At 66.0% G+C, this 18154-nt stretch carries 21 protein-coding genes; 16 read left to right on the forward strand and 5 right to left on the reverse strand.

The features are described 5' to 3' along the window. The first annotated feature begins 75 nt into the window (after positions 1-75). The 14 genes from V3596_RS06390 to tolA are packed head-to-tail and all read left to right on the forward strand — an operon-like array spanning position 76 to position 11241. Positions 76-555 carry a type IV pilin protein gene (locus V3596_RS06390; protein ID WP_334276852.1) on the forward strand — a complete coding sequence of 160 codons (480 nt, stop codon included), beginning with the start codon at positions 76-78 and terminating at the stop codon, positions 553-555. After that, positions 552-1094 carry a GspH/FimT family pseudopilin gene (locus V3596_RS06395; RefSeq protein WP_334276853.1) on the forward strand — a complete coding sequence of 181 codons (543 nt, stop codon included), beginning with the start codon at positions 552-554 and terminating at the stop codon, positions 1092-1094. The genes V3596_RS06390 and V3596_RS06395 overlap by 4 nt, the downstream gene beginning before the upstream one ends. Further along, positions 1094-1795, forward strand: coding sequence for a PilW family protein (locus V3596_RS06400; RefSeq protein WP_334276854.1), 702 nt, complete (start codon positions 1094-1096; stop codon positions 1793-1795). The genes V3596_RS06395 and V3596_RS06400 overlap by 1 nt, the downstream gene beginning before the upstream one ends. Further along, complete coding sequence (locus tag V3596_RS06405; RefSeq protein WP_334276855.1) at positions 1792-3111, forward strand: pilus assembly PilX family protein; 1320 nt, start codon at positions 1792-1794, stop codon at positions 3109-3111. Before V3596_RS06400 ends, V3596_RS06405 begins: the two co-directional genes overlap by 4 nt. Beyond that, positions 3108-4304: a type IV pilus modification PilV family protein gene (locus V3596_RS06410; RefSeq protein ID WP_334276856.1), complete on the forward strand. Its 1197-nt coding sequence runs from the start codon at positions 3108-3110 to the stop codon at positions 4302-4304. Before V3596_RS06405 ends, V3596_RS06410 begins: the two co-directional genes overlap by 4 nt. 25 nt (positions 4305-4329) lie before the next feature. Then, positions 4330-5505, forward strand: coding sequence for a bifunctional diaminohydroxyphosphoribosylaminopyrimidine deaminase/5-amino-6-(5-phosphoribosylamino)uracil reductase RibD (ribD, locus tag V3596_RS06415; protein ID WP_334276857.1), 1176 nt, complete (start codon positions 4330-4332; stop codon positions 5503-5505). A gap of 40 nt (positions 5506-5545) precedes the next feature. Beyond that, positions 5546-6637 carry a bifunctional 3,4-dihydroxy-2-butanone-4-phosphate synthase/GTP cyclohydrolase II gene (gene ribBA / locus V3596_RS06420; RefSeq protein WP_334276858.1) on the forward strand — a complete coding sequence of 364 codons (1092 nt, stop codon included), beginning with the start codon at positions 5546-5548 and terminating at the stop codon, positions 6635-6637. A gap of 6 nt (positions 6638-6643) precedes the next feature. Then, positions 6644-7108 (forward strand): 6,7-dimethyl-8-ribityllumazine synthase, encoded by a 465-nt coding sequence (ribH, locus tag V3596_RS06425; RefSeq protein WP_334276859.1) that lies wholly within the window; start codon positions 6644-6646, stop codon positions 7106-7108. 23 nt (positions 7109-7131) lie between these two features. Continuing rightward, complete coding sequence (gene nusB / locus V3596_RS06430) at positions 7132-7614, forward strand: transcription antitermination factor NusB (RefSeq protein WP_334277356.1); 483 nt, start codon at positions 7132-7134, stop codon at positions 7612-7614. After that, on the forward strand, positions 7611-8795 hold the full coding sequence (locus V3596_RS06435; protein WP_334276860.1) for a pyridoxal phosphate-dependent aminotransferase: 1185 nt from the start codon (positions 7611-7613) through the stop codon (positions 8793-8795). Before nusB ends, V3596_RS06435 begins: the two co-directional genes overlap by 4 nt. Continuing rightward, complete coding sequence (ybgC, locus tag V3596_RS06440; RefSeq protein ID WP_334276861.1) at positions 8792-9199, forward strand: tol-pal system-associated acyl-CoA thioesterase; 408 nt, start codon at positions 8792-8794, stop codon at positions 9197-9199. Before V3596_RS06435 ends, ybgC begins: the two co-directional genes overlap by 4 nt. Next, entirely contained in the window at positions 9196-9882 is a 687-nt protein-coding gene (tolQ, locus tag V3596_RS06445; protein ID WP_334276862.1) for a protein TolQ, read from the forward strand. The genes ybgC and tolQ overlap by 4 nt, the downstream gene beginning before the upstream one ends. Positions 9883-9885: 3 nt before the next feature. Then, on the forward strand, positions 9886-10320 hold the full coding sequence (gene tolR, locus V3596_RS06450) for a protein TolR (protein WP_334276863.1): 435 nt from the start codon (positions 9886-9888) through the stop codon (positions 10318-10320). Positions 10321-10323: 3 nt separating this feature from the next. Then, a complete protein-coding gene (tolA, locus tag V3596_RS06455) occupies positions 10324-11241 on the forward strand; it encodes a cell envelope integrity protein TolA (RefSeq protein ID WP_334276864.1) in 918 nt (305 codons plus the stop codon). Between the two features lie 9 nt (positions 11242-11250). On the opposite strand, the gene V3596_RS06460 is transcribed toward tolA, so the two are convergent. The 4 genes from V3596_RS06460 to V3596_RS06475 form a co-directional block, all read right to left on the reverse strand. Beyond that, complete coding sequence (locus V3596_RS06460; RefSeq protein WP_334277357.1) at positions 11251-11655, reverse strand: DoxX family protein; 405 nt, start codon at positions 11653-11655, stop codon at positions 11251-11253. Between the two features lie 80 nt (positions 11656-11735). Next, a complete protein-coding gene (locus tag V3596_RS06465; RefSeq protein ID WP_334276865.1) occupies positions 11736-12419 on the reverse strand; it encodes an HvfC/BufC N-terminal domain-containing protein in 684 nt (227 codons plus the stop codon). Beyond that, entirely contained in the window at positions 12416-13264 is an 849-nt protein-coding gene (gene bufB / locus V3596_RS06470) for an MNIO family bufferin maturase (RefSeq protein ID WP_334276866.1), read from the reverse strand. Before bufB ends, V3596_RS06465 begins: the two co-directional genes overlap by 4 nt. A 12-nt stretch (positions 13265-13276) precedes the next feature. After that, positions 13277-13570 carry a BufA1 family periplasmic bufferin-type metallophore gene (locus tag V3596_RS06475; RefSeq protein ID WP_334276867.1) on the reverse strand — a complete coding sequence of 98 codons (294 nt, stop codon included), beginning with the start codon at positions 13568-13570 and terminating at the stop codon, positions 13277-13279. A gap of 93 nt (positions 13571-13663) precedes the next feature. Between V3596_RS06475 and V3596_RS06480 the strand changes: the two genes are divergently transcribed. Further along, positions 13664-14245 (forward strand): sigma-70 family RNA polymerase sigma factor, encoded by a 582-nt coding sequence (locus tag V3596_RS06480; protein ID WP_334276868.1) that lies wholly within the window; start codon positions 13664-13666, stop codon positions 14243-14245. Beyond that, positions 14242-14445 carry an anti-sigma factor family protein gene (locus tag V3596_RS06485; protein WP_334276869.1) on the forward strand — a complete coding sequence of 68 codons (204 nt, stop codon included), beginning with the start codon at positions 14242-14244 and terminating at the stop codon, positions 14443-14445. The genes V3596_RS06480 and V3596_RS06485 overlap by 4 nt, the downstream gene beginning before the upstream one ends. Here V3596_RS06485 and V3596_RS06490 read toward each other — a convergent pair. Then, the gene (locus tag V3596_RS06490) at positions 14418-18035 is read right to left on the reverse strand and encodes a hydantoinase B/oxoprolinase family protein (protein ID WP_334276870.1); all 3618 of its coding nucleotides are present in this window, start codon (positions 18033-18035) and stop codon (positions 14418-14420) included. The genes V3596_RS06485 and V3596_RS06490 overlap by 28 nt on opposite strands. Positions 18036-18154: the final 119 nt, after the last annotated feature.

Here is an 18154-nt window from a genome sequence, read left to right on the forward strand (position 1 = left end):
TGACAAGCGGTGTCTGGGTGCCGATGAGTGGTATTTCCGGGCTTAAGACCAGCAAGGAAGTGCCAATAATTGCGCATGACGATGCCATTCGTGCCCATCGACGGTTCCCAAAGTGCCGGCCGCTTGCTAGGCCTTCGTGGGTTCACGCTGATCGAATTGCTGATCACCCTGGTCGTGATCGGCATCCTGGCGGCCATTGCCCTGCCGTCCTACCAGCAATACATGTTTCGCAGCCGCCGGGCCGACGCCACCAGTGCCTTGAACAGCTTGCAGCTTGCCCAGGAACGGTACCGGGCCAATCAGCCCAGCTACGCGGCGAGCATGTCCACCTTGGGCGTTGGCTCCTCGACCTCGCCGCAAGGCCACTACACGATCGCCATCGCTGCCTCTGGTGAGACGGGTTACACCCTCACGGCTTTGGCGAACAGCTCGAGCCCGCAAGACCGGGACACGGACTGCCGCAAATTCGAGCTGAAGATGCTCTCCGGCAATACGACCTATGCCGGCTACAAGTCCGACTTGAGCACCACCAACGACAAATGCTGGGCCAAATGAAGAAGCTGTCGCTCCTATCCCGTGGTGTCACCTTGGTCGAAATGCTGATCGTGGTCGGCATTCTGGGCGTCATCCTGGCCGTAGCGGCGCCGTCGCTTGCCGACATGATGGCCAAGCGCCGTGTCGAGATGGTCGCCGCAGAACTGGCAACTTCGCTGGCCTATGCAAGATCCGAAGCAGGCTCGCGACCCAGCAGCGTGCTTGTATTCTTTGGTGGCGGCGGCAGCTGCTACAGCCTCGTCTACTGGGGTGGCGGTGGCGCTTGCAATTGCGCCCTGGGCGCAGGCAATGCCTGTTCTGATCCGGACGCGAGCGGCACCGAGATCAAGACGGTCGCGGTCCCCAGTTCCACGGGGGTGACCCTCTCCTATACCAATGCTGTGGTCACATTCGTCTCGCCGAGCATGACCGTCACGCCGGCCAACCCCTCCATCACTGTCAGCAACCGCGTCGGCCAGATCAGGGTCAGTCTGAACGCGGTGGGCCGCATCTCGAGCTGCAGTCCTGACGGTTCGATCTCGGGGTACGTGCGATGCTGATGCCCCCACTGAACCCGCGCCGTCGTCAGCGCGGCCTGAGCCTCGTCGAGGCCATGGTTGGCATTACCGTGGGCCTGATCGTCGTGGCCGGTGCCACCCTGCTGGTGACGGCTCAGATCACCGAGCATCGTCGGCTGATGATGGAAACCCAAGTCCAGCAGGACCTGCGAGCCGCGGGCGACCTGGTCCTGACGGAGCTCCGTCGCGCTGGCACCTGGGAACAAGCGAACAACAGCGTATGGGCTCCAGGCGCGGCAGCGCCGGCCAGCAACCCCTATTCCAACCTGACCCCGGCGGCCGCTGGCGACAGCACGACCATCACCTATCAGGTCACTGCAGCAGGTCGGGGCGTTTCGCCAGCAGAAGACAACATCGTCAGCGCCGCCGAGGAGCGCAGTTTCTTCTTGTCCGGCACTACGCTTTATTACCGCCTGACCGCTGACGCTGATGTCGCAGCGCAGCCCCTGACTGACCCCAACTCGCTGAAGATCACCGACTTCAAGGTGAAGCTTCTGGTGCAGAGCGTGCCCTTGGACAGCTTCTGCAACGTGCCCTGCGTGGCAGGCACCTGCCCGGTGCAGGAAGTGCGTCGGATCGTGGTTTCGATCACCGGCGAATCGGTAAGCAAGCCCGTTGTCGTTCGCAATGTGGAGGTCAGCACCCGCCTGCGCAATGACCGCATCGTCGGGAGCTGCGCATGACGCATCGCATGCACACTTCACTGCGGCAGCGGCAAGCTGGCGCGGCCACCCTCGTGGTCGTGATGTCCCTGTTCCTGATCGTGGCCATGCTGGCGGCATTCGCCAGCCGGAACATGGTCTATGAGCAACGCATCGCCAGCAACTACTACCGCACAGGAGTAGCCTATGAAGCGGCAGAGGCGGGTGTCGAATGGGCGCTGGCCATGGTCAACGGAGACAATGTCGATGCCGCTTGCCAGAACAGCAGCGCAGGCACCAGTTTGCGCGACCGCTACCTGCGCATCAACCAGAGCACCCGCGTGGTCACCAAGGCTTCGACCAGCGAATCGGCAATGCTCGCCTGCTTCAACAATGGTGCCAACAGCTGGGCATGCCAATGCCCGACGCCCCACCCCACAAGTGCCAGCACGTTTGTGATTCCCGCGGCGGTGGCGGGCGTCGGCTTGCAGCCGACGTTCAGCGTCGGCTTCAAGGTCGGCGGTCGACCCGGCACTGCACGGCTGACAGTGTCCGGCTGCACCGGCCTCAACCTCAATGAATGCGGAAACAACTTCATTGCTGCAGCCAACTCGCTGAGCAGGGTTGACCGCGCCGTCGATATCGCCTTGGTCAGCGCGCTGAAGATGCCTCCCGTCAGCCCGCTGGTGGCCAGGGGCACGGTGTCGCCTGGAAGTCCGGCCGCGCTGGGCCTGTTCAACACGGCGCCGTCCGGTTCCGGCCTGCTCGCCCAAACCGGCCATGCGCTGGCAATTGCAGACCTGGCCCACGCCGAAGGACTGCCCGGCAGCCTGGCCAGCGACCATGTCATTGCCGACGACACCACGATTCGCAGCCAGGCGGCCGAACTGTTCTTTGCCAGCTTTTTCGGCATGAACAGTGATTACTACCGTGGCCAGCCCAAGATGCGCAAGATTGACGTTGCCGCCAGCTGTGGCGGCGACTGCACGGTGCCACTGGTAGAGAAGTTGGCTGCTGGCGGACAGATGTTCTGGCTGGACGCTCCGGCCACGTTTGCCGCCAACGTGAACCTGGGTGGCCCGACCAATCCGGTGGTCATCATCGTCAACGGCGACCTGACCATCAGCGAACCCATTCAGATCTATGGCCTGCTCTATGTCCGCGGCAACCTGAGCTGGAGCAACGGCAGCGCCTTGCCAGCGACAGTGACCGGCGCCGTCGTGGTCGAGGGCAATGTTATGGCGAGCGGCACGGGCGCGATCAATATGGTCTATGACGCGACCTTGATGCAGATCTTGAACAACCAGCGGGGCAGCTTCGTGCGCGTGCCCGGCAGTGCATGGGATCAGGCGCGATGAGCCGCCGTCACGTCTCCCGCCAAGCCCGGCTTCGTGCCCGCGGGGTGACCCTGGTCGAAGCCATGGTCGCCTTGCTGATCATGTCCTTCGGCATGCTGGCCCTGGTCGGCCTGCAGGCCAACCTGCGCCGCAGTGCAGACGTGGCCAAGCAGCGCAGCGAAGCCACCAAGCTGGCACAAGTCAATATGGAAGGATCGCGGGCATTTGCTGCCCTGGAGACGGCCAGTGCGCCCGTCGGTGTGACTGCCTTTGATGCGCTCGCGGCCGCATCGGTCAACAGCGCCGGCCGCACCGACAGCAATGCCACCTTTGCCCTGACCCGCCGGGTGCTCGCCATCGACAACCCGCCGATGAGCGCGGTCGATCTCTCCCTGGAGTGGCTGGATCGCGCCGGTGAATCGCAGGTGGTGCGCCTGGCGACCTTCATCGCCAAGGTTGATCCGGGGCTCAGCGGCTCCCTGATGATTCCGCCGCCGGACGGCATTTCCAGCCGACGCCCGCAAGGCCGCAACCCTGCCATTCCGGTCATTGCGACGGACACGGGCACAGGCAAGAGCGTATTCAAGCCCGACCCCAGCGGTACCGTGGCCTGGGTGTTCAACAACATCACCGGCGAGATCGCGAACATCTGCACGGGCCTGTTGGCCGCGACGCCGGTGGCCGACATCGACATCAGCGCCTGCGGCCTTGCCAAGGGCTATCTCTTGAGCGGCTATGTCCGTTACTCATTGGCCTCGCCACCCGACCCTGACCTGCCGAGCAGCGGCGCCCTGAGCTTTGGCCTGGACCTGACGGTTGACGTTGCGGCCGAGTACCTGCTCACCCCCACCTACCAATGCTTCAGCCGCTTGCCCACCGCTACCGTGGGTAGCTACTACTGCGTCGTCTACCCCCGCAGCAGCACAGGCGACGCCACGAGTCGGCCGCTCAACACCTGGGGCGGGCGCCTGGAGCTGAGCGGCATCTCGTTGTCCTCCTACAAGGTCTGCCGCTATTCAGCCGACTACGACGGCAATGGCAGCATCTCCAATGGCGAACATCCTGCCAGCTACACCAAGGTGGGCGGTGCCCTGACCCGGCAGAACTTCCTGGTGATTCGTGCAATCGACAGTTGCCCGGCCGGCCACGCGGCATCGCCCAGCACCGGTGTGTTCACGAACACGGCCACCGTTCTGCATCAGCCCCTGCCGTGATGAGACAGGCGGCTAGACTGCTGCCATGCCTGCACTGCCTGCCCGGCCCCTGGCCACCGAGCCCTTTACAGATGACTTGAGCGCGATGCGCCGGGCGCTTGATCTGGCGCATTTCGCCGTCGGCCTGTGCGACCCCAACCCCCGCGTCGGCTGCGTGATCGTTGATGCCAACGGCAGGCTGCTGGGCCGGGGCCACACGCAAGCCGCCGGCCAGGCTCACGCCGAGGTCATGGCCTTGCGTGATGCGGCTGAACACGGCGAGCAGGTACAGGGCGCCACCGCTTACGTGACGCTGGAGCCCTGCTCCCACCATGGCCGGACGCCCCCCTGCTGCGAAGCCTTGATCGCCGCGGGCATCGCGCGCGTCGTGGCGGCCTGTGTGGACCCCAACCCTGTCGTCAGCGGCCAAGGCCTGGCGCGCCTGCGTGCCGCGGGCATCAAGGCCGAGCTCCTCGATTCTGGTGGTCTCGGTGATCAGGCCCGGGAACTGAATATCGGCTTTTTCTCCCGCATGCTGCGCGGCCGGCCCTATGTGCGAATGAAGGCTGCCGCCTCGCTGGACGGCCGCACCGCCCTGCCCGATGGCAGCAGCCAATGGATCACGGCCGAGGCAGCCCGCCGCGATGGCCACGCCTGGCGCAAGCGCTCTGGTGCAGTGTTGACCGGCATCGGCACCTTGCTGGACGATGATCCGCGCCTTGATGTGCGCCTGGTCGATACGGCGATGCAGCCGCTGCGCGTCGTGATCGATTCGCGCCTTCAAACGCCACCTGGCGCCAAGCTCTTGCAGCCACCCGGCCAGGTTCTCATCTATGCGGCCCAAGCCGACGAGACCAAGGCCGCCGCACTGCGCCAGAAGGGTGCGGAGATCGCCCTGCTGCCCAACCCGGACGGCAAGGTGGACCTGGCTGCGGTACTGGACGACCTGGGCCGGCGCGGCATCAATGAACTGCACGTCGAGGCCGGCCACAAGCTCAACGGTTCCTTCATTCGCGAGGGCCTGGTCGACGAACTGCTGCTCTACCTGGCGCCCAAGCTGCTGGGCCTGGGCCGCGAGATCGCCACGTTCGGCCCGCTGGCAAGCCTGGACCAGGCGGTGCAGCTCGACTGGCTGGACCACGTGCCAATGGGCGCCGACCTGCGCCTGCGTGCGAGGCCCCAGGGCCGACTGGGCTCCTGGTTGCCTTCCGACAAGGCCTGAGCGGTTCGAGGGTGGGCCCTGCCCGCCTACAATCGCGCCCATGCCCATATCTCCTGTTCCCGAGCTGGTCGCCGAGCTGGCCGCCGGCCGCATGGTCATCCTGGTTGACGAAGAAGATCGTGAGAACGAGGGTGACCTCGTCCTGGCCGCCGACCACGTGACGCCCGAAGCAATCAATTTCATGGCCAAGTTCGGCCGTGGACTGATCTGCCTGACCCTCACTCGCGAGCGCTGCGAAGCCTTGCAACTGCCGCCCATGGCGCCGCGCAACGGCACCAAGCACGGCACGGCCTTCACCGTCTCCATCGAGGCTGCCACTGGCGTCACCACCGGCATCTCGGCGGCAGACCGTGCGCGCACCGTTCAGGCTGCTGTCGCCAAGGGCGCCAAGTCCAGCGACCTCGTCCAGCCAGGCCACATCTTCCCCTTGCAGGCGCAGGACGGCGGCGTGCTGATGCGCGCAGGCCATACCGAAGCTGGCTGCGACCTGTCGCAGATGGCCGGCCTGAGCCCGGCCTCCGTGATCTGCGAGATCATGAAGGACGACGGCACCATGGCGCGCTTGCCGGACCTGGAGCTCTTCGCCCAGGAGCACGGCCTGAAGATCGGCACCATCGCCGACCTGATCGAGTACCGCAGCCGCAATGAATCACTGGTCAAGCAAGTGGCCGAGCGCAAGCTCAACACGGCGCAAGGTGAATTCGATTGCCGCGTGTTCCGCGACCGTACCGGTGCCGTGCATCTGGCGCTGAGCCATGGCCGTTGGAGCCCGAGCGACGAAGTGCTGGTGCGCGTGCACGAGCCGTTGTCGGTGCTCGACCTTCTTGATGCCGGCCCCTGCAGCCATTCCTGGCCCCTGCCCTCGGCCCTGGCCGCGATCAAGGCCGAGTCGCACGGCGCCCTGCTCCTCCTGAACTGCGGTGAAGAAGCCGAAGCGCTGCTGGGCCGCCTGCAAGGCGAGCGCAACACACCGCCGGCCTCGGCCATGGACCTGCGCACCTACGGCGTTGGTGCCCAGATCCTGCGCGAGCTCGGCATCCACAAGATGAAGCTGCTGGGCAGCCCGCGCCGCATGCCCAGCATGACCGGCTATGGCCTTGAAGTCACCGGCTTCGTGGCCGCCAAGGAGTAAGAGCAGATGCAAGACGCTGACAAGGGCACCGAGCTGAAGCTGGACGGCACCCATCTGCGGGTGGGCATCGTGCAGGCACGCTTCAACGCGGCGCTGACCGACAAGCTGGCTGAATCCTGCAAGACCGAGCTGCTGGCGCTGGGGGTGACCGAACGCCACATCCGCCACGTCACCGTGCCTGGCGCGCTGGAAGTGCCCATCGCCTTGCAAGCGATGGCCGACAGCGGCGACTACGAAGCGCTGGTGGCGCTGGGCTGCATCATCCGCGGCGAGACCTATCACTTCGAGCTGGTCGCCAACGAGAGCGGCGCTGGCGTGACGCGCATCTCGCTGGACCACCAGATCCCCATCGCCAACGCGATCCTGACCGTTGAGAACGAGGCCCAGGCCTGGGCCCGTGCTGAAGAAAAAGGCCGCGATGCCGGCCGTGTGGCCGTCGAGATGGCCCTACTTTTGAAAGAACTGCAGTGAGCACCCCCAGCAACGAAAAACCTCTGCCCAAGCCGGGCAAGCCGAAGAACCTGGTCAAGAAGCCGGGTGCCAAGTCGGCTCGCCGCCGCTCGCGCGAGGCCGCCTTGCAGGGCCTGTATCAATGGCTGCTGACCGGCGATGACGCCGGCGCCATCGACGCCCACATGCGCGAGCAGGACGGCTTCGACAAGGCCGACCGCGCACACTACGACGCCTTGCTGCATGGCTGCATTCTTGAAGCCGCCGACCTGGACGCCGTGCTCTCCCGCCATGTGGACCGCGAAACCACCGAGCTCTCGCCCATCGAGCATGCCGTGCTGATGATCGGCGCCTACGAGCTCAAGCACTGCGTCGACATTCCCTACAAGGTCGCCATCAACGAAGCCGTTGAACTGGCCAAGGGCTTCGGCGGCACCGACGGCCACAAGTACGTCAACGGCGTGCTGGACCGCGCTGCCGTGGACCTGCGCCCCACCGAAGTCACGGCGGTGCGCGCCGCACGATGAGACTCGCTGATCGGCTCGATCACATCGAGCCCTTCTACGTCATGGAATGCGCCAAGGCCGCGGACGAAATCGCCCGTGGCCCGTTGTGCGACCCGGCCGCTGGCGGTCGGCGCATGATCTACCTGAACATCGGCGAACCCGACTTCGTGGCGCCGGCCGCGGTGCAGCAGGCGGCGCAAGCCTGCATCGAAAGCGGCCGCACGCAGTACACGCAAGCCACCGGCCTGCTCGCGCTGCGACAGAAGCTGAGTGGCTGGTATCAGCAGCGCTTCGGCCTCGAGATTGCACCGGAGCGCATCGTCATCACGGCGGGCGCTTCGGCAGCCTTGCAACTGGCCTGCCTGGCCTTGTTCCAGCGCGGCGACCAGGTGCTGATGCCTGATCCCAGCTACCCCTGCAACCGCCATTTCGTGGCGGCAGCGGATGCGCAAGCCGTGCTCTTGACCACCGACGCGGCGAGCCGCTATCAGCTCACCGCGGCTCAAGTGGCCGCGGCCTGGAACGAGCACACCCGTGGCATCGTGCTGGCTTCCCCAAGCAACCCGACGGGCACCTCGATCGACCCTGCCGAGATGCAGGCGCTGGTCGAGACCGTGCGCACCCGCGGCGGCGTCAGCATCGTGGACGAGATCTATCTGGGGCTGAGCTTCGAGGCGCGCTATGGCCACAGCGCGCTGGCCTGTGGCGACGACGTCATCTCGGTCAACAGCTTCAGCAAGTACTTCGGCATGACCGGCTGGCGCCTGGGTTGGCTGGTACTGCCGCCCGCCATGGTGGGTGCGGTTGAAAAGCTCGCGCAGAACCTCTTCATCTGCGCCTCAACAGTGGCCCAGCACGCGGCGCTCGCCTGCTTCGAGCCGGCCGCGATTGATGAATACGAGCGCCGCCGCGCGGCCTTCAAGGCCCGCCGCGACTTCGTGGTCCCGGCATTGAACGACATGGGCCTCACGGTGCCGGTCGAACCCGATGGCGCCTTCTACGCCTGGATCGATTGCTCGGCGTACTCCGCAGACAGCTGGGACTTCGCCCACCGCCTGATGCGCGAGGCACAAGTGGCGCTGACGCCGGGTCGCGACTTCGGCCGCGCCGACCCCGAGCGCTGGCTGCGCCTCTCGTTCGCCAGCAGCGAGGCCGACCTGCGCGAAGCGCTGGCGCGACTGAAGGCGCTGCTCAGACCATGAGAGACACATTGTTTCAGCTCGGCCTGCGCATCTACTGGGAAGACACCGATGCCGGCGGTATCGTCTTCTATGCGAACTACCTGAAGTTCTTCGAACGCGCGCGCACCGAATGGCTGCGCAAGCTGGGCATGGAGCAGCAGGCGCTGCGCGACGAGCAAGGGCTGATCTTCGTCGTCAGCGAAACACGCATCCGCTACCTCTCGCCTGCCCGTCTTGATGACTGGCTCGACGTGTCGGTCGAGCTGCGCGAGAGCGGCCGCGCCAGCATGACGTTGTTCCAGCAGGCGCGCTGTGGCGAGCGGTTGCTGGCCGAAGGTGAGATCCGCATCGGCTGCGTGGATGCCGCCACTTTCCGTCCCTCAAGAATTCCTTCTTTCCTCCTGCAGGCCCTGCAAAAGCAATGAATCAAGACCTGTCCATCGTCTCCCTGATCCTCCACGCCAGCTTCACGGTCAAGCTGGTGATCGCGGCCTTGCTGGCGGTCTCGCTGGCCAGCTGGAGCGTCATCTTCAGCAAGCTGATCTCGCTGTCCAAGATCAAGACCAGCAATGAAGCCTTCGAGCAGGAGTTCTGGTCGGGCAAGAACCTGAACGAGCTCTTCTCCACCGTCTCGGCCAAGCAGAACGGCGCGCCGCTGGAGCGCATCTTCGTGGCCGGCATGCGCGAGTTCCTGAAGCTGCGCGAGCGCCGTGTGGCCGAGCCCAGCGCGCTGCTGGACGGCGCCCGCCGCGCGATGCGGGCCAGCTTCCAGCGCGAGCTCGACGCGATGGAATCGCACTTGAGCTTTCTGGCCTCGGTCGGTTCGGTCTCGCCCTATGTGGGCCTGTTCGGCACGATCTGGGGGATCATGCATGCCTTCGTCGGCCTCTCCAACCTCACGCAGGTGACGCTGGCCACCGTCGCCCCCGGCATTGCCGAAGCACTGGTCGCCACGGCCATCGGCCTGTTCGCCGCCATCCCTGCCGTGCTGGCCTACAACCGTTTCGCGCGCCAGATCGACCGCAGCGCGATCACGCTGGAGACCTTCATCGAGGAGTTCTCCAACATCCTGCAGCGCAATGCCGGCCAGCCGGTCGCGGGGAAGTAAGCCATGCCCGCGATGAGCTCGCGTGGCGGCCGCCGCCGCACGATCAACGAGATCAATATGGTGCCCTTCATTGACGTGATGCTGGTGCTCCTGATCATCTTCATGGTCAGCGCGCCGCTGATAACCACGGGCGTCGTGGACCTGCCCAGTGTCGGCCGCTCCAGCCAGCAGCCGCAGCATGTGGTGCATGTGATCGTCGGTGCCGACGAGAAACTGAAGGTCCGTGTCGACAGCCAGGAGCCGCAACCCATCTCGCTGAGTGGGCTCGCAGAGCGCGTCAAGCAGGCCCAGGATGGTGACCCGAAGACACCGGTCGTGATTTCGGCCGACAAGGCGGTGCGCTACGAGGCTGTGGTCAAGGCCATGGACAAGCTGCAGGCCGCCGGCGTGCAGCGCGTGGGCCTGGCGGTGCGCCAAGGATCTACGAGCGAGAACTGATCGATGCAGAACAGCACGCTGCAGATGCCCGGTCTTTCGCTGCGACCGCCGCAACCGATAGCCATGGGCCGTGGCTTTGCCGTGGCCCTGTTGGCGCACGCCCTGCTGCTGGTGGCCCTCACGCTCAATGTGCAGTGGCACAGCGCCACACCGGAGGCATTCGAGGCCGAGCTGTGGTCAGCCGTGCCTCAGGCCGCGGCGCCCGCGGCTGTCGAGCCGGAACCGGAAGCTCCGAAGCCGGTGGTCGAGGAGAAGCCACAGCCGCCGCAGCCCAGTGCCGAGGAGTTGCAGGCCCAGCGCGAGGCCGACATCGCTATCGCCCGGGCCAAGAAGCGGGCCGAAGAAAAGAAGGAAGAGCTGCGGCTGGCCGAGATCCGCGAGAAGGAACTCAAGATCAAACAGCTGAAGGAAAAGATCGAACGCGACAAGCAGCTGGCCAAGGAAAAAGCCGAGAAGGCCGAGAAGGAAAAGCAGGACAAGCTCGACAAGGTCAGGCAGCAGGAGAAACAGGACAAGGCGCAGAAGGACAAGGCCGCCCGGGAAGCCCAGGCACGGCAGGAGAATGCCCGCAAGGACGCCTTGAAGCGCCTCCAGGGCCTGGCGGGCGGCAGCGGCAGCGCCGAGTCCACCGGCACGGCGCTCAAGAGCAGCGGTCCCTCTGCCGGATACGCCGGCCGCATCAAGGCGCAGATCCGGCCCAACATCATCTTCGAGGTCGGTGCCACCAACCCGGTGGCCGAGATCGAGGTGCGCCTGGCACCCGATGGCCGGATCATCTCCAAGCGACTGCTCAAGTCCAGCGGCGACGCGGATTGGGACCGTGCGGTGGAGCGCGCCATCGACAAGACCGAACGCCTGCCCCGCGATACCGACGGCAGCGTGCCTCCGGTGATCGTGTTGAGCCTCAGGCCTCGCGAGTAGCCTGAAGCCTCAGCGCGAGGACCGCCGGCGCCACCAGGCGTCGGCCGACAAGCTGCCGGCGCCCCAAAGCGCCACCAGCACCAGCAGCGCGCCCCAGAGCTGATGGCCCGCCAGGGCGGCCGGCGCGATTTCTTCGAGGCTCAGCACCGCCATGATGTTCACCATCGTGAGGCCCAACGCTGCGAAGCGCCCACCGAGACCCAGGACCAACAGCACGGGCAACACCAGCTCGCCGCCTGTGCCCATGTAGGCGGCCAGCTCGGGCGGCAACAGCGGCACGTGGTACTCGTCCTGGAACAGGGCCAGCGTGCTGGACCAGTCCCGCAATTTGCTCAGGCCCGACTGGAAGAACACCTGGGCCACATACAGGCGCGCGGCCAACAGGGCCAGCGACTGCAGCCAGCCCAGCGGCATTTGATACCAGGCGGCTCCTGTGGGCGGCTGGCCGGGGTCGCTCAAGAAGCACAGCAGCGTGCGGACCGGTGTCGGGATGTTCATCGGATCACTCCTGCGGATTGCAGCCAGGGCTCGCGCAAGGCGCGCTGCAACCAGGCAGAAAAATCAAAGCTCGGGTGTCTTGCCAGGCTGGCTTCAAGCGCCGGACCAAGTGCCTGCCCATTGAGCAGTGCGGCCATGAAGAAGGCCCAGTCCTCCGCCAGTGGTTCGCTGACGGCACGCCAGCCATTGCGCCACACGGCAATCACGTCAGTCCCTGCACTCACGAGGCTCAGGCCCGGCATCAGCCGAAGCGAAAGCAAGGCGGCGTCATGCCGGCCATCGAGCAGTTGCAAGGAATCGGCATCCAGCGCTGCGTCGGCCGCACGTTCAGCCTCATGCAGCGCCCATTGCAGACGGGCCAGCTCGATGAGGCTGCGCGGCATCTGCGCCTGATCTGCCATGAAGTCCGGCAGCCCTGCGCCCCAGCAAGCCAGATCGCCACGTTCGGGTGGATGGCGGCGCCAGAAGGCCCAGGCCATGGCGGCAAACTGCGCTTCGCCCAATTCATCCTGCAGCGGCGCATAGACCGCTGCCAAGGCGCGCTCAGCGACGGCCTGGGCGTTGACCCGGTAGGCCTGCAAGCCGCGCGCCACGCCATGTGTTGCGGCCGCAAGGCCCTCGGCGGGTGCGCCACTGATCAGCGATTGCAGCAGCGCCGTTTGGCGTTCCAGCTCGCTCATTGCCGCATCCGCGCACGGGCTTGCGCGGCCTCGTCCAGCAGCACGTCGAGTGCCGGAATGTCGGTGTCCCATTCGATCAGCGTCGGCACCGGGCCGCAGTGGTTCAGGGCCTCTTCATACAGACGCCAGACCGTCGGGCTGACGCGGCTGCCATGGTCGTCGATGACGATGTCGCCCAGGTCCGCATGCCCGGCCAGATGGATCTCGGCCACCTGGCCCGGCGCGATGCTGCGGATCCAGTCAATCGCCTGCTCCAGCGCTGCAGATTCATCCGCTTCGCTGTTCAAGGCGTTGACCATCAGGTTGTTCACGTCCAGCAGCAGCGAACAGCCGCTGCGACGGCAGAGTTCCATCAGGAACTCTGGTTCGGCCAGGTCGCCGGCCTGGCCCTGCCAGCCCAGATAGGCGCTGAGGTTTTCGACCGCGATGGCGCGCTTGAGCCGCTCCTGCACCCGCTGCACATGGGCCACCATCAAGGCGAGACTGGCCTCGTTGAAGGCGACCGGCAGCAGATCGTTCGCATGCATGAGCACGCCACCCGGCGTCGGCGCACGCGCAAAGCTGGCGTGGTCCGACACCAGCACCGGATCGACCCGTTCGACCAGCCGAGCCAGCCGGTCCAGATGCCAGGCATCCAGCCCGGCGGCCGAGCCCAGCGAGAGCCCGACGCCATGCAGGCTGATCGGGTAATGCTCGCGGGCTTCAGCCAGCAGTTGCAAGGCCGCGCCGCCATCGGCAAAGAAGTTCTCCGAGTGGACCTCCAAGAAGTCCAGCTCAGGCCGGCGCTCCATCAGGCTCGCATAGTGCGGCTGGCGCCAGCCGATGCCGATGGCGTCGGGTTTCATCGGGTGCTTGAATTACTTCTTGCCCTTGACCTTGGCCTTGGCCTCGTCGGCGCTCAGGCCGCCCTTGCCCTTGCAACTGCCCTTGTCGACGTAGATCCACTCCTCGGTCGAAGCATCGGCCTTGGCCAGGCCGGCGCAGGAGTGGCTGCCGCTCAGGTTCGCACAGTCGTTCTGGCCGGCCTTGGCGATGCCGTAGCACTTCTCCTTGGTCTTGGTGTCCTTGGCATCATGGGCCGAGGCGGTTTGAGCCAGGCCGAGGCTCAAGGCGGCGGCCAGGGCCGAGGACAGGATTTGCTTGGTCTGCATTGCTTGCTCCGTCTAGGGGTTTGCTTATGGGCCGGTTGGCGCCACAGCCCTAGTGTCGCAAGACCTGGCCAAGTCCTTACACTGCGCGTCGAAATGACTGAAGCATCCGACATCGCCCCGAGCCTTGAGAAGCTGCGCCCGCAGCTGATCAAGTTTGCGCTCTTGCAGCTCCGCAATGCCGCCTGGGCGGAGGATGCGGTCTCTGAAACCCTGCTCGCTGCCCTGGAAAAGCCGCAAGCCTTCAACCGGCAAAGTCAGTTGAAGACCTGGCTGATCGGCATCCTGAAGCACAAGCTGGTCGACCAGATCCGACGCAACTGCAAGGAGTTGTCGACCACCACGGACGACGACGAGCAGAACATCGAAGACGATCTGTTTCAGGCCGACGGCCATTGGCGCGATGCCCCACCCGACTGGGGCGACCCGGAGCACACGCTGCGCCAGTTTGAGTTCATGAAGGTGCTCGAAGCCTGTGTAGACAAGCTGCCCGGTCAGCAGGGCCGCCTCTTCATGATGCGTGAGTGGCTGGAGCTGGACACGGACGAAATCTGTAAGACTTTGGAGATCAGCCCGACCAACCTCTGGGTGATGTTGCACCGCGCCCGGCTGCGGCTGCGCGAATGTCTGGAGCTGAACTGGTTTGTTGGCAACAAGGTGACGGGGAGCAAGGCTTGATACTGAGACGAACCTGCAAGCAGGCAAGCCACCTGGTCCTCCAGGCGGAGGACACAGTACTGCCGATCAAGGAAAAGCTGGCCCTGCGCCTGCACCTGTGGGCCTGCACGGCCTGCACCCGCTTCTCATCCCAGGTCAGGCTGATGCGGCAGGCCACGGCCCGCTGGCGCCACTACGGCGACGACTCTTCGGGCGACTGAGCCCGGGCACCAAAGCCGCCGCCGCCCGGCGTCTGAATGCAGATCTGGTCGCCTGGCGCCATCAGCACCGTGCCCAGATGGCCCAGTGTCTCGACGCTGCCGTCCGCTCGCTGCAGCCAGTTCCGGCCCGGTGCGCCAGCCTCGCCGCCGGCCAGCCCGAAGGCAGGGACTGCGCGGCCATTGCTCAGGATGCTCGCGCTCATCGGCTCAAGAAAGCGGATGCGGCGCAGGCCGCCATCACCGCCGCGCCATTGACCGGAACCACCGGTGCCAGCGGCGATCTCGTAGCTCTCCAGCCGCACCGGGAAGCGCCATTCCAGCACCTCGGGATCGGTCAGCCGCGAATTGGTCATGTGGGTCTGCACCACGGCCGTGCCATGGAAGCCCGGCCCGGCTCCCGAGCCGCCCGAGATCGTCTCGTAGTACTGGTGGCATTCGTTGCCAAAGCTGAGGTTGTTCATCGTGCACTGGCTGGCGGCCATCACGCCCAGCGCGCCATAGAGCGCATTGGTCACGCAGCTGGATGTCTCGACATTGCCGGCCACCACGGCGGCCGGCGACCGCGGATTCAATAGACTGCCCTCGGGCACGATGAGCTGCAAAGGTCGCAGACAGCCGGCATTGAGCGGTATATCGTCGTCCACCAGCGTGCGAAAGACATAGAGCACGGCGGCCATCGTCACCGAACGCGGCGCGTTGAAGTTGTTCGTCGTCTGCTGCGCACTGCTGCCCGTGAAGTCGATCACCGCGCTGCGGCTCGCGGCATCCACACGCACCGCCACTTCGATGCGCGCGCCGTTGTCCAGGTCGAGGCTGAAGCTGCCATCGCGCAGCTGCCCGATGGCGCGACGCACCGCGCTTTCCGCGTTGGCCTGCACATGGCCCATATAGGCCTGCACTTCGGCCAGTCCGCGCTCTGCCACCAGGGCTTGCAGCTCCTGCGCACCCTTTTCGTTCGCTGCGACTTGGGCCCGCAGGTCGGCGATGTTCTGGTCTGGCTGGCGCGCCGGCCAGGGTCCTTCAGCCAGGCATTCGCGCAGCTCGGCTTCGTGCATCCGGCCGTCACGGCAAAGCAGGAAGTTGTCGAACAGCACACCCTCCTCTTCGATGTGCCGCGAGAACGGCGGCATCGAACCGGGCGTGATGCCGCCGATGTCGGCATGGTGGCCCCGTGAGGCCACGAAGAATGCGGGCCGCGCGTGGCCTCCAAGAAAGACCGGTGTGGTGACGGTCACATCCGGCAGATGCGTGCCGCCGTGGTACGGATCATTGAGCATGAACACATCGCCCGGCCGCATCTCCGGATTTCGCTCGATCACCGTCCGTATCGACTCGCTCATCGAGCCCAGGTGCACCGGCATGTGCGGCGCATTGGCGATCAGCGCGCCCTCGGCGTCGAAGATCGCGCAGGAAAAGTCCAGCCGCTCCTTGATGTTCACCGAATGCGCCGTGTTCTGCAGGCGCAGGCCCATCTGCTCGGCGATGTTCATGAACTGGCGGTTGTAGAGCTCCAGACGCACCGGGTCCACGCCTGCACTCTCCTCAATGGCCGCTGAACGAGCTTCGGACCGACGCAGGCGCAGAGAGCCGTCGCCATCGACGCTGGCGCGCCAGCCCGGCTCCAGCACCGTGCAGGCATTGGCCTCGGTGATCAGGGCCGGGCCTTGCAGCCAGGCGCCGCTTTGCAGGCGCTCGCGCCGGTAGACCGCCGCGTCCTGCCAGCGACCCTCGGCGTAGAGCGGCATTGACTGCTCGGCCTCGGCCGGGTGCACTGCACCAGCCGGCCGCGCCATGGGCAAGGCCGCTCCGGCTGCCACGGCCTGCACGCTGGCTGATTCGATCACCAAAGGCCGGCCCGGCATCAGGAACGCAAAGCGACGGCGGTAGGCGGCCTCGAAGTCAGCTTGCAGATTGGCCAGCATCGGCTGCAGCGGGCACGGCAGCGACAGGGCGGTGTCGCTTCCCTGGTAGCGCAGCTGCAGGCTGGGCTCGAGCCTCAGCGCTTGCGCCGGGAGGCCCTGCTCGATCAGTTCCTGCCTCGCGGCTTCAGCGAGTTCACCCAGGCAAGCCCTTGCCTGCAACAGGCCCTGCCCATCAAGCACCGCTTCAAGCGCACGCTCTCGCGAAGCGGTGCGTTCCGCCAGGCCCATGCCGTAGGCGCTCAAGAGCCCTGCCAGCGGATGGATCAGCACTTCGTCCATGCCCAGCGCATCCGCCACCTGGCAGGCATGCTGGCCGCCAGCGCCGCCAAAGCATTGCAAGGTGTAGTTCGACAGGTCATGGCCACGCGCCACCGAGATCTTCTTGATGGCATGCGCCATGTGGGCCACGGCGATTTGCAGCACGCCCTCGGCAGCCGCTTGCGCAGAAGCCATGCCGGCCTGCTGGGCCAGTGCGACAAAGCCTGCCTCGACGACCGACTTGTCCAGCGGCTGATTGCCTTCGGGCCCGAACAGGTGCGGGAAGTGAGCCGGTGACAGGCGGCCGAGGAGCACATTCGCATCGGTCACCGTCAGGGGCCCGCCACGCCGGTAGCTGGCCGGCCCCGGCTTGGCGCCAGCGCTTTCGGGGCCCACGCGCAGCCGCTCGCCATCGAAGCGGATGATGGAGCCACCGCCGGCTGCCACCGTATGGATGGCCAGCATTGGCGCGCGCAGGCGCACGCCGGCCACCTGGGTGTCGAACTGGCGCTCCAGCTCGCCGGCATAGTGAGAGACGTCGGTGGAGGTACCGCCCATGTCGAAGCCGATCAGCTTGCTGCATCCCGACGCTTCGCCGGTTCGCGCCATGCCGACAATGCCACCGGCCGGGCCGGAGAGCACCGCATCCTTGCCCTGGAAGCGAGCGCCCTCCGCCAGGCCGCCGCCGGACTGCATGAAGAGCAAGGGCACGCCGGGCATGTGGTGTGAGAGCCGGTCTACATAACGGCGCAGGATGGGCGAAAGGTAGGCGTCCACCACCGTGGTGTCGCCGCGGCCGACCAGCTTCATCAAGGGGCTGACCTGATGCGAGACCGACACCTGGGTATAGCCGATGCGCCGTGCCAGCGCCGCCGCCGCGAGCTCATGCGCTGGATAGCGCCAGCCGTGGATGAAGACGATGGCGCAGGCGCGCAAGCCGCTCGCCAACGCCGTGCGCATCTCGCCCTCCAGGGCCTGCAGGTCCAGGGCCTCGACCAGGCTGCCGTCCGCCGCCATGCGTTCCTGCGCCTCGATCACCCGGGCATAGAGCTGCTCCGGCAGCACGATCTCCCGGTCGAACAGCCGCGGCCGGGCCTGGTAGGCAATGCGCAGCGCATCGCGAAAACCGCGCGTCGTCACCAGCAGCAAGGGCTCGCCCTTGCGCTCCAGCAAGGCATTGGTGGCCACCGTCGTGCCCATGCGCACGCACTCGACCAGGGCCGGCGTGATGCGCTCTTGCGGCCCCAGGCCCAAGAGGCGGCGCATGCCTGCCAGCGCCGCGTCCTCGTACTGTTCGGGACATTCGCTGAGCAGCTTCAGCGTACGCAAAGCGCCATCGGGCGCACGCGCCACCACGTCGGTGAAGGTGCCGCCTCGATCGATCCAGAACTGCCAGCGTGCCGGGGTCATTGCCTGTCGCGTTTGCTCTTGTGTTGGCTCGGCGCCATTGTGGCTTTCATCAGCGACCTGCCCGGCGTTCATTCGAACTGCCTTGGCCCCGCTTTGCGCTTAGCATTCAGCCTACCGCC

The sequence above is a fragment of the Roseateles microcysteis genome (genome assembly GCF_036880965.1).
Classification (GTDB): Bacteria; Pseudomonadota; Gammaproteobacteria; order Burkholderiales; family Burkholderiaceae_C; genus JAUASW01.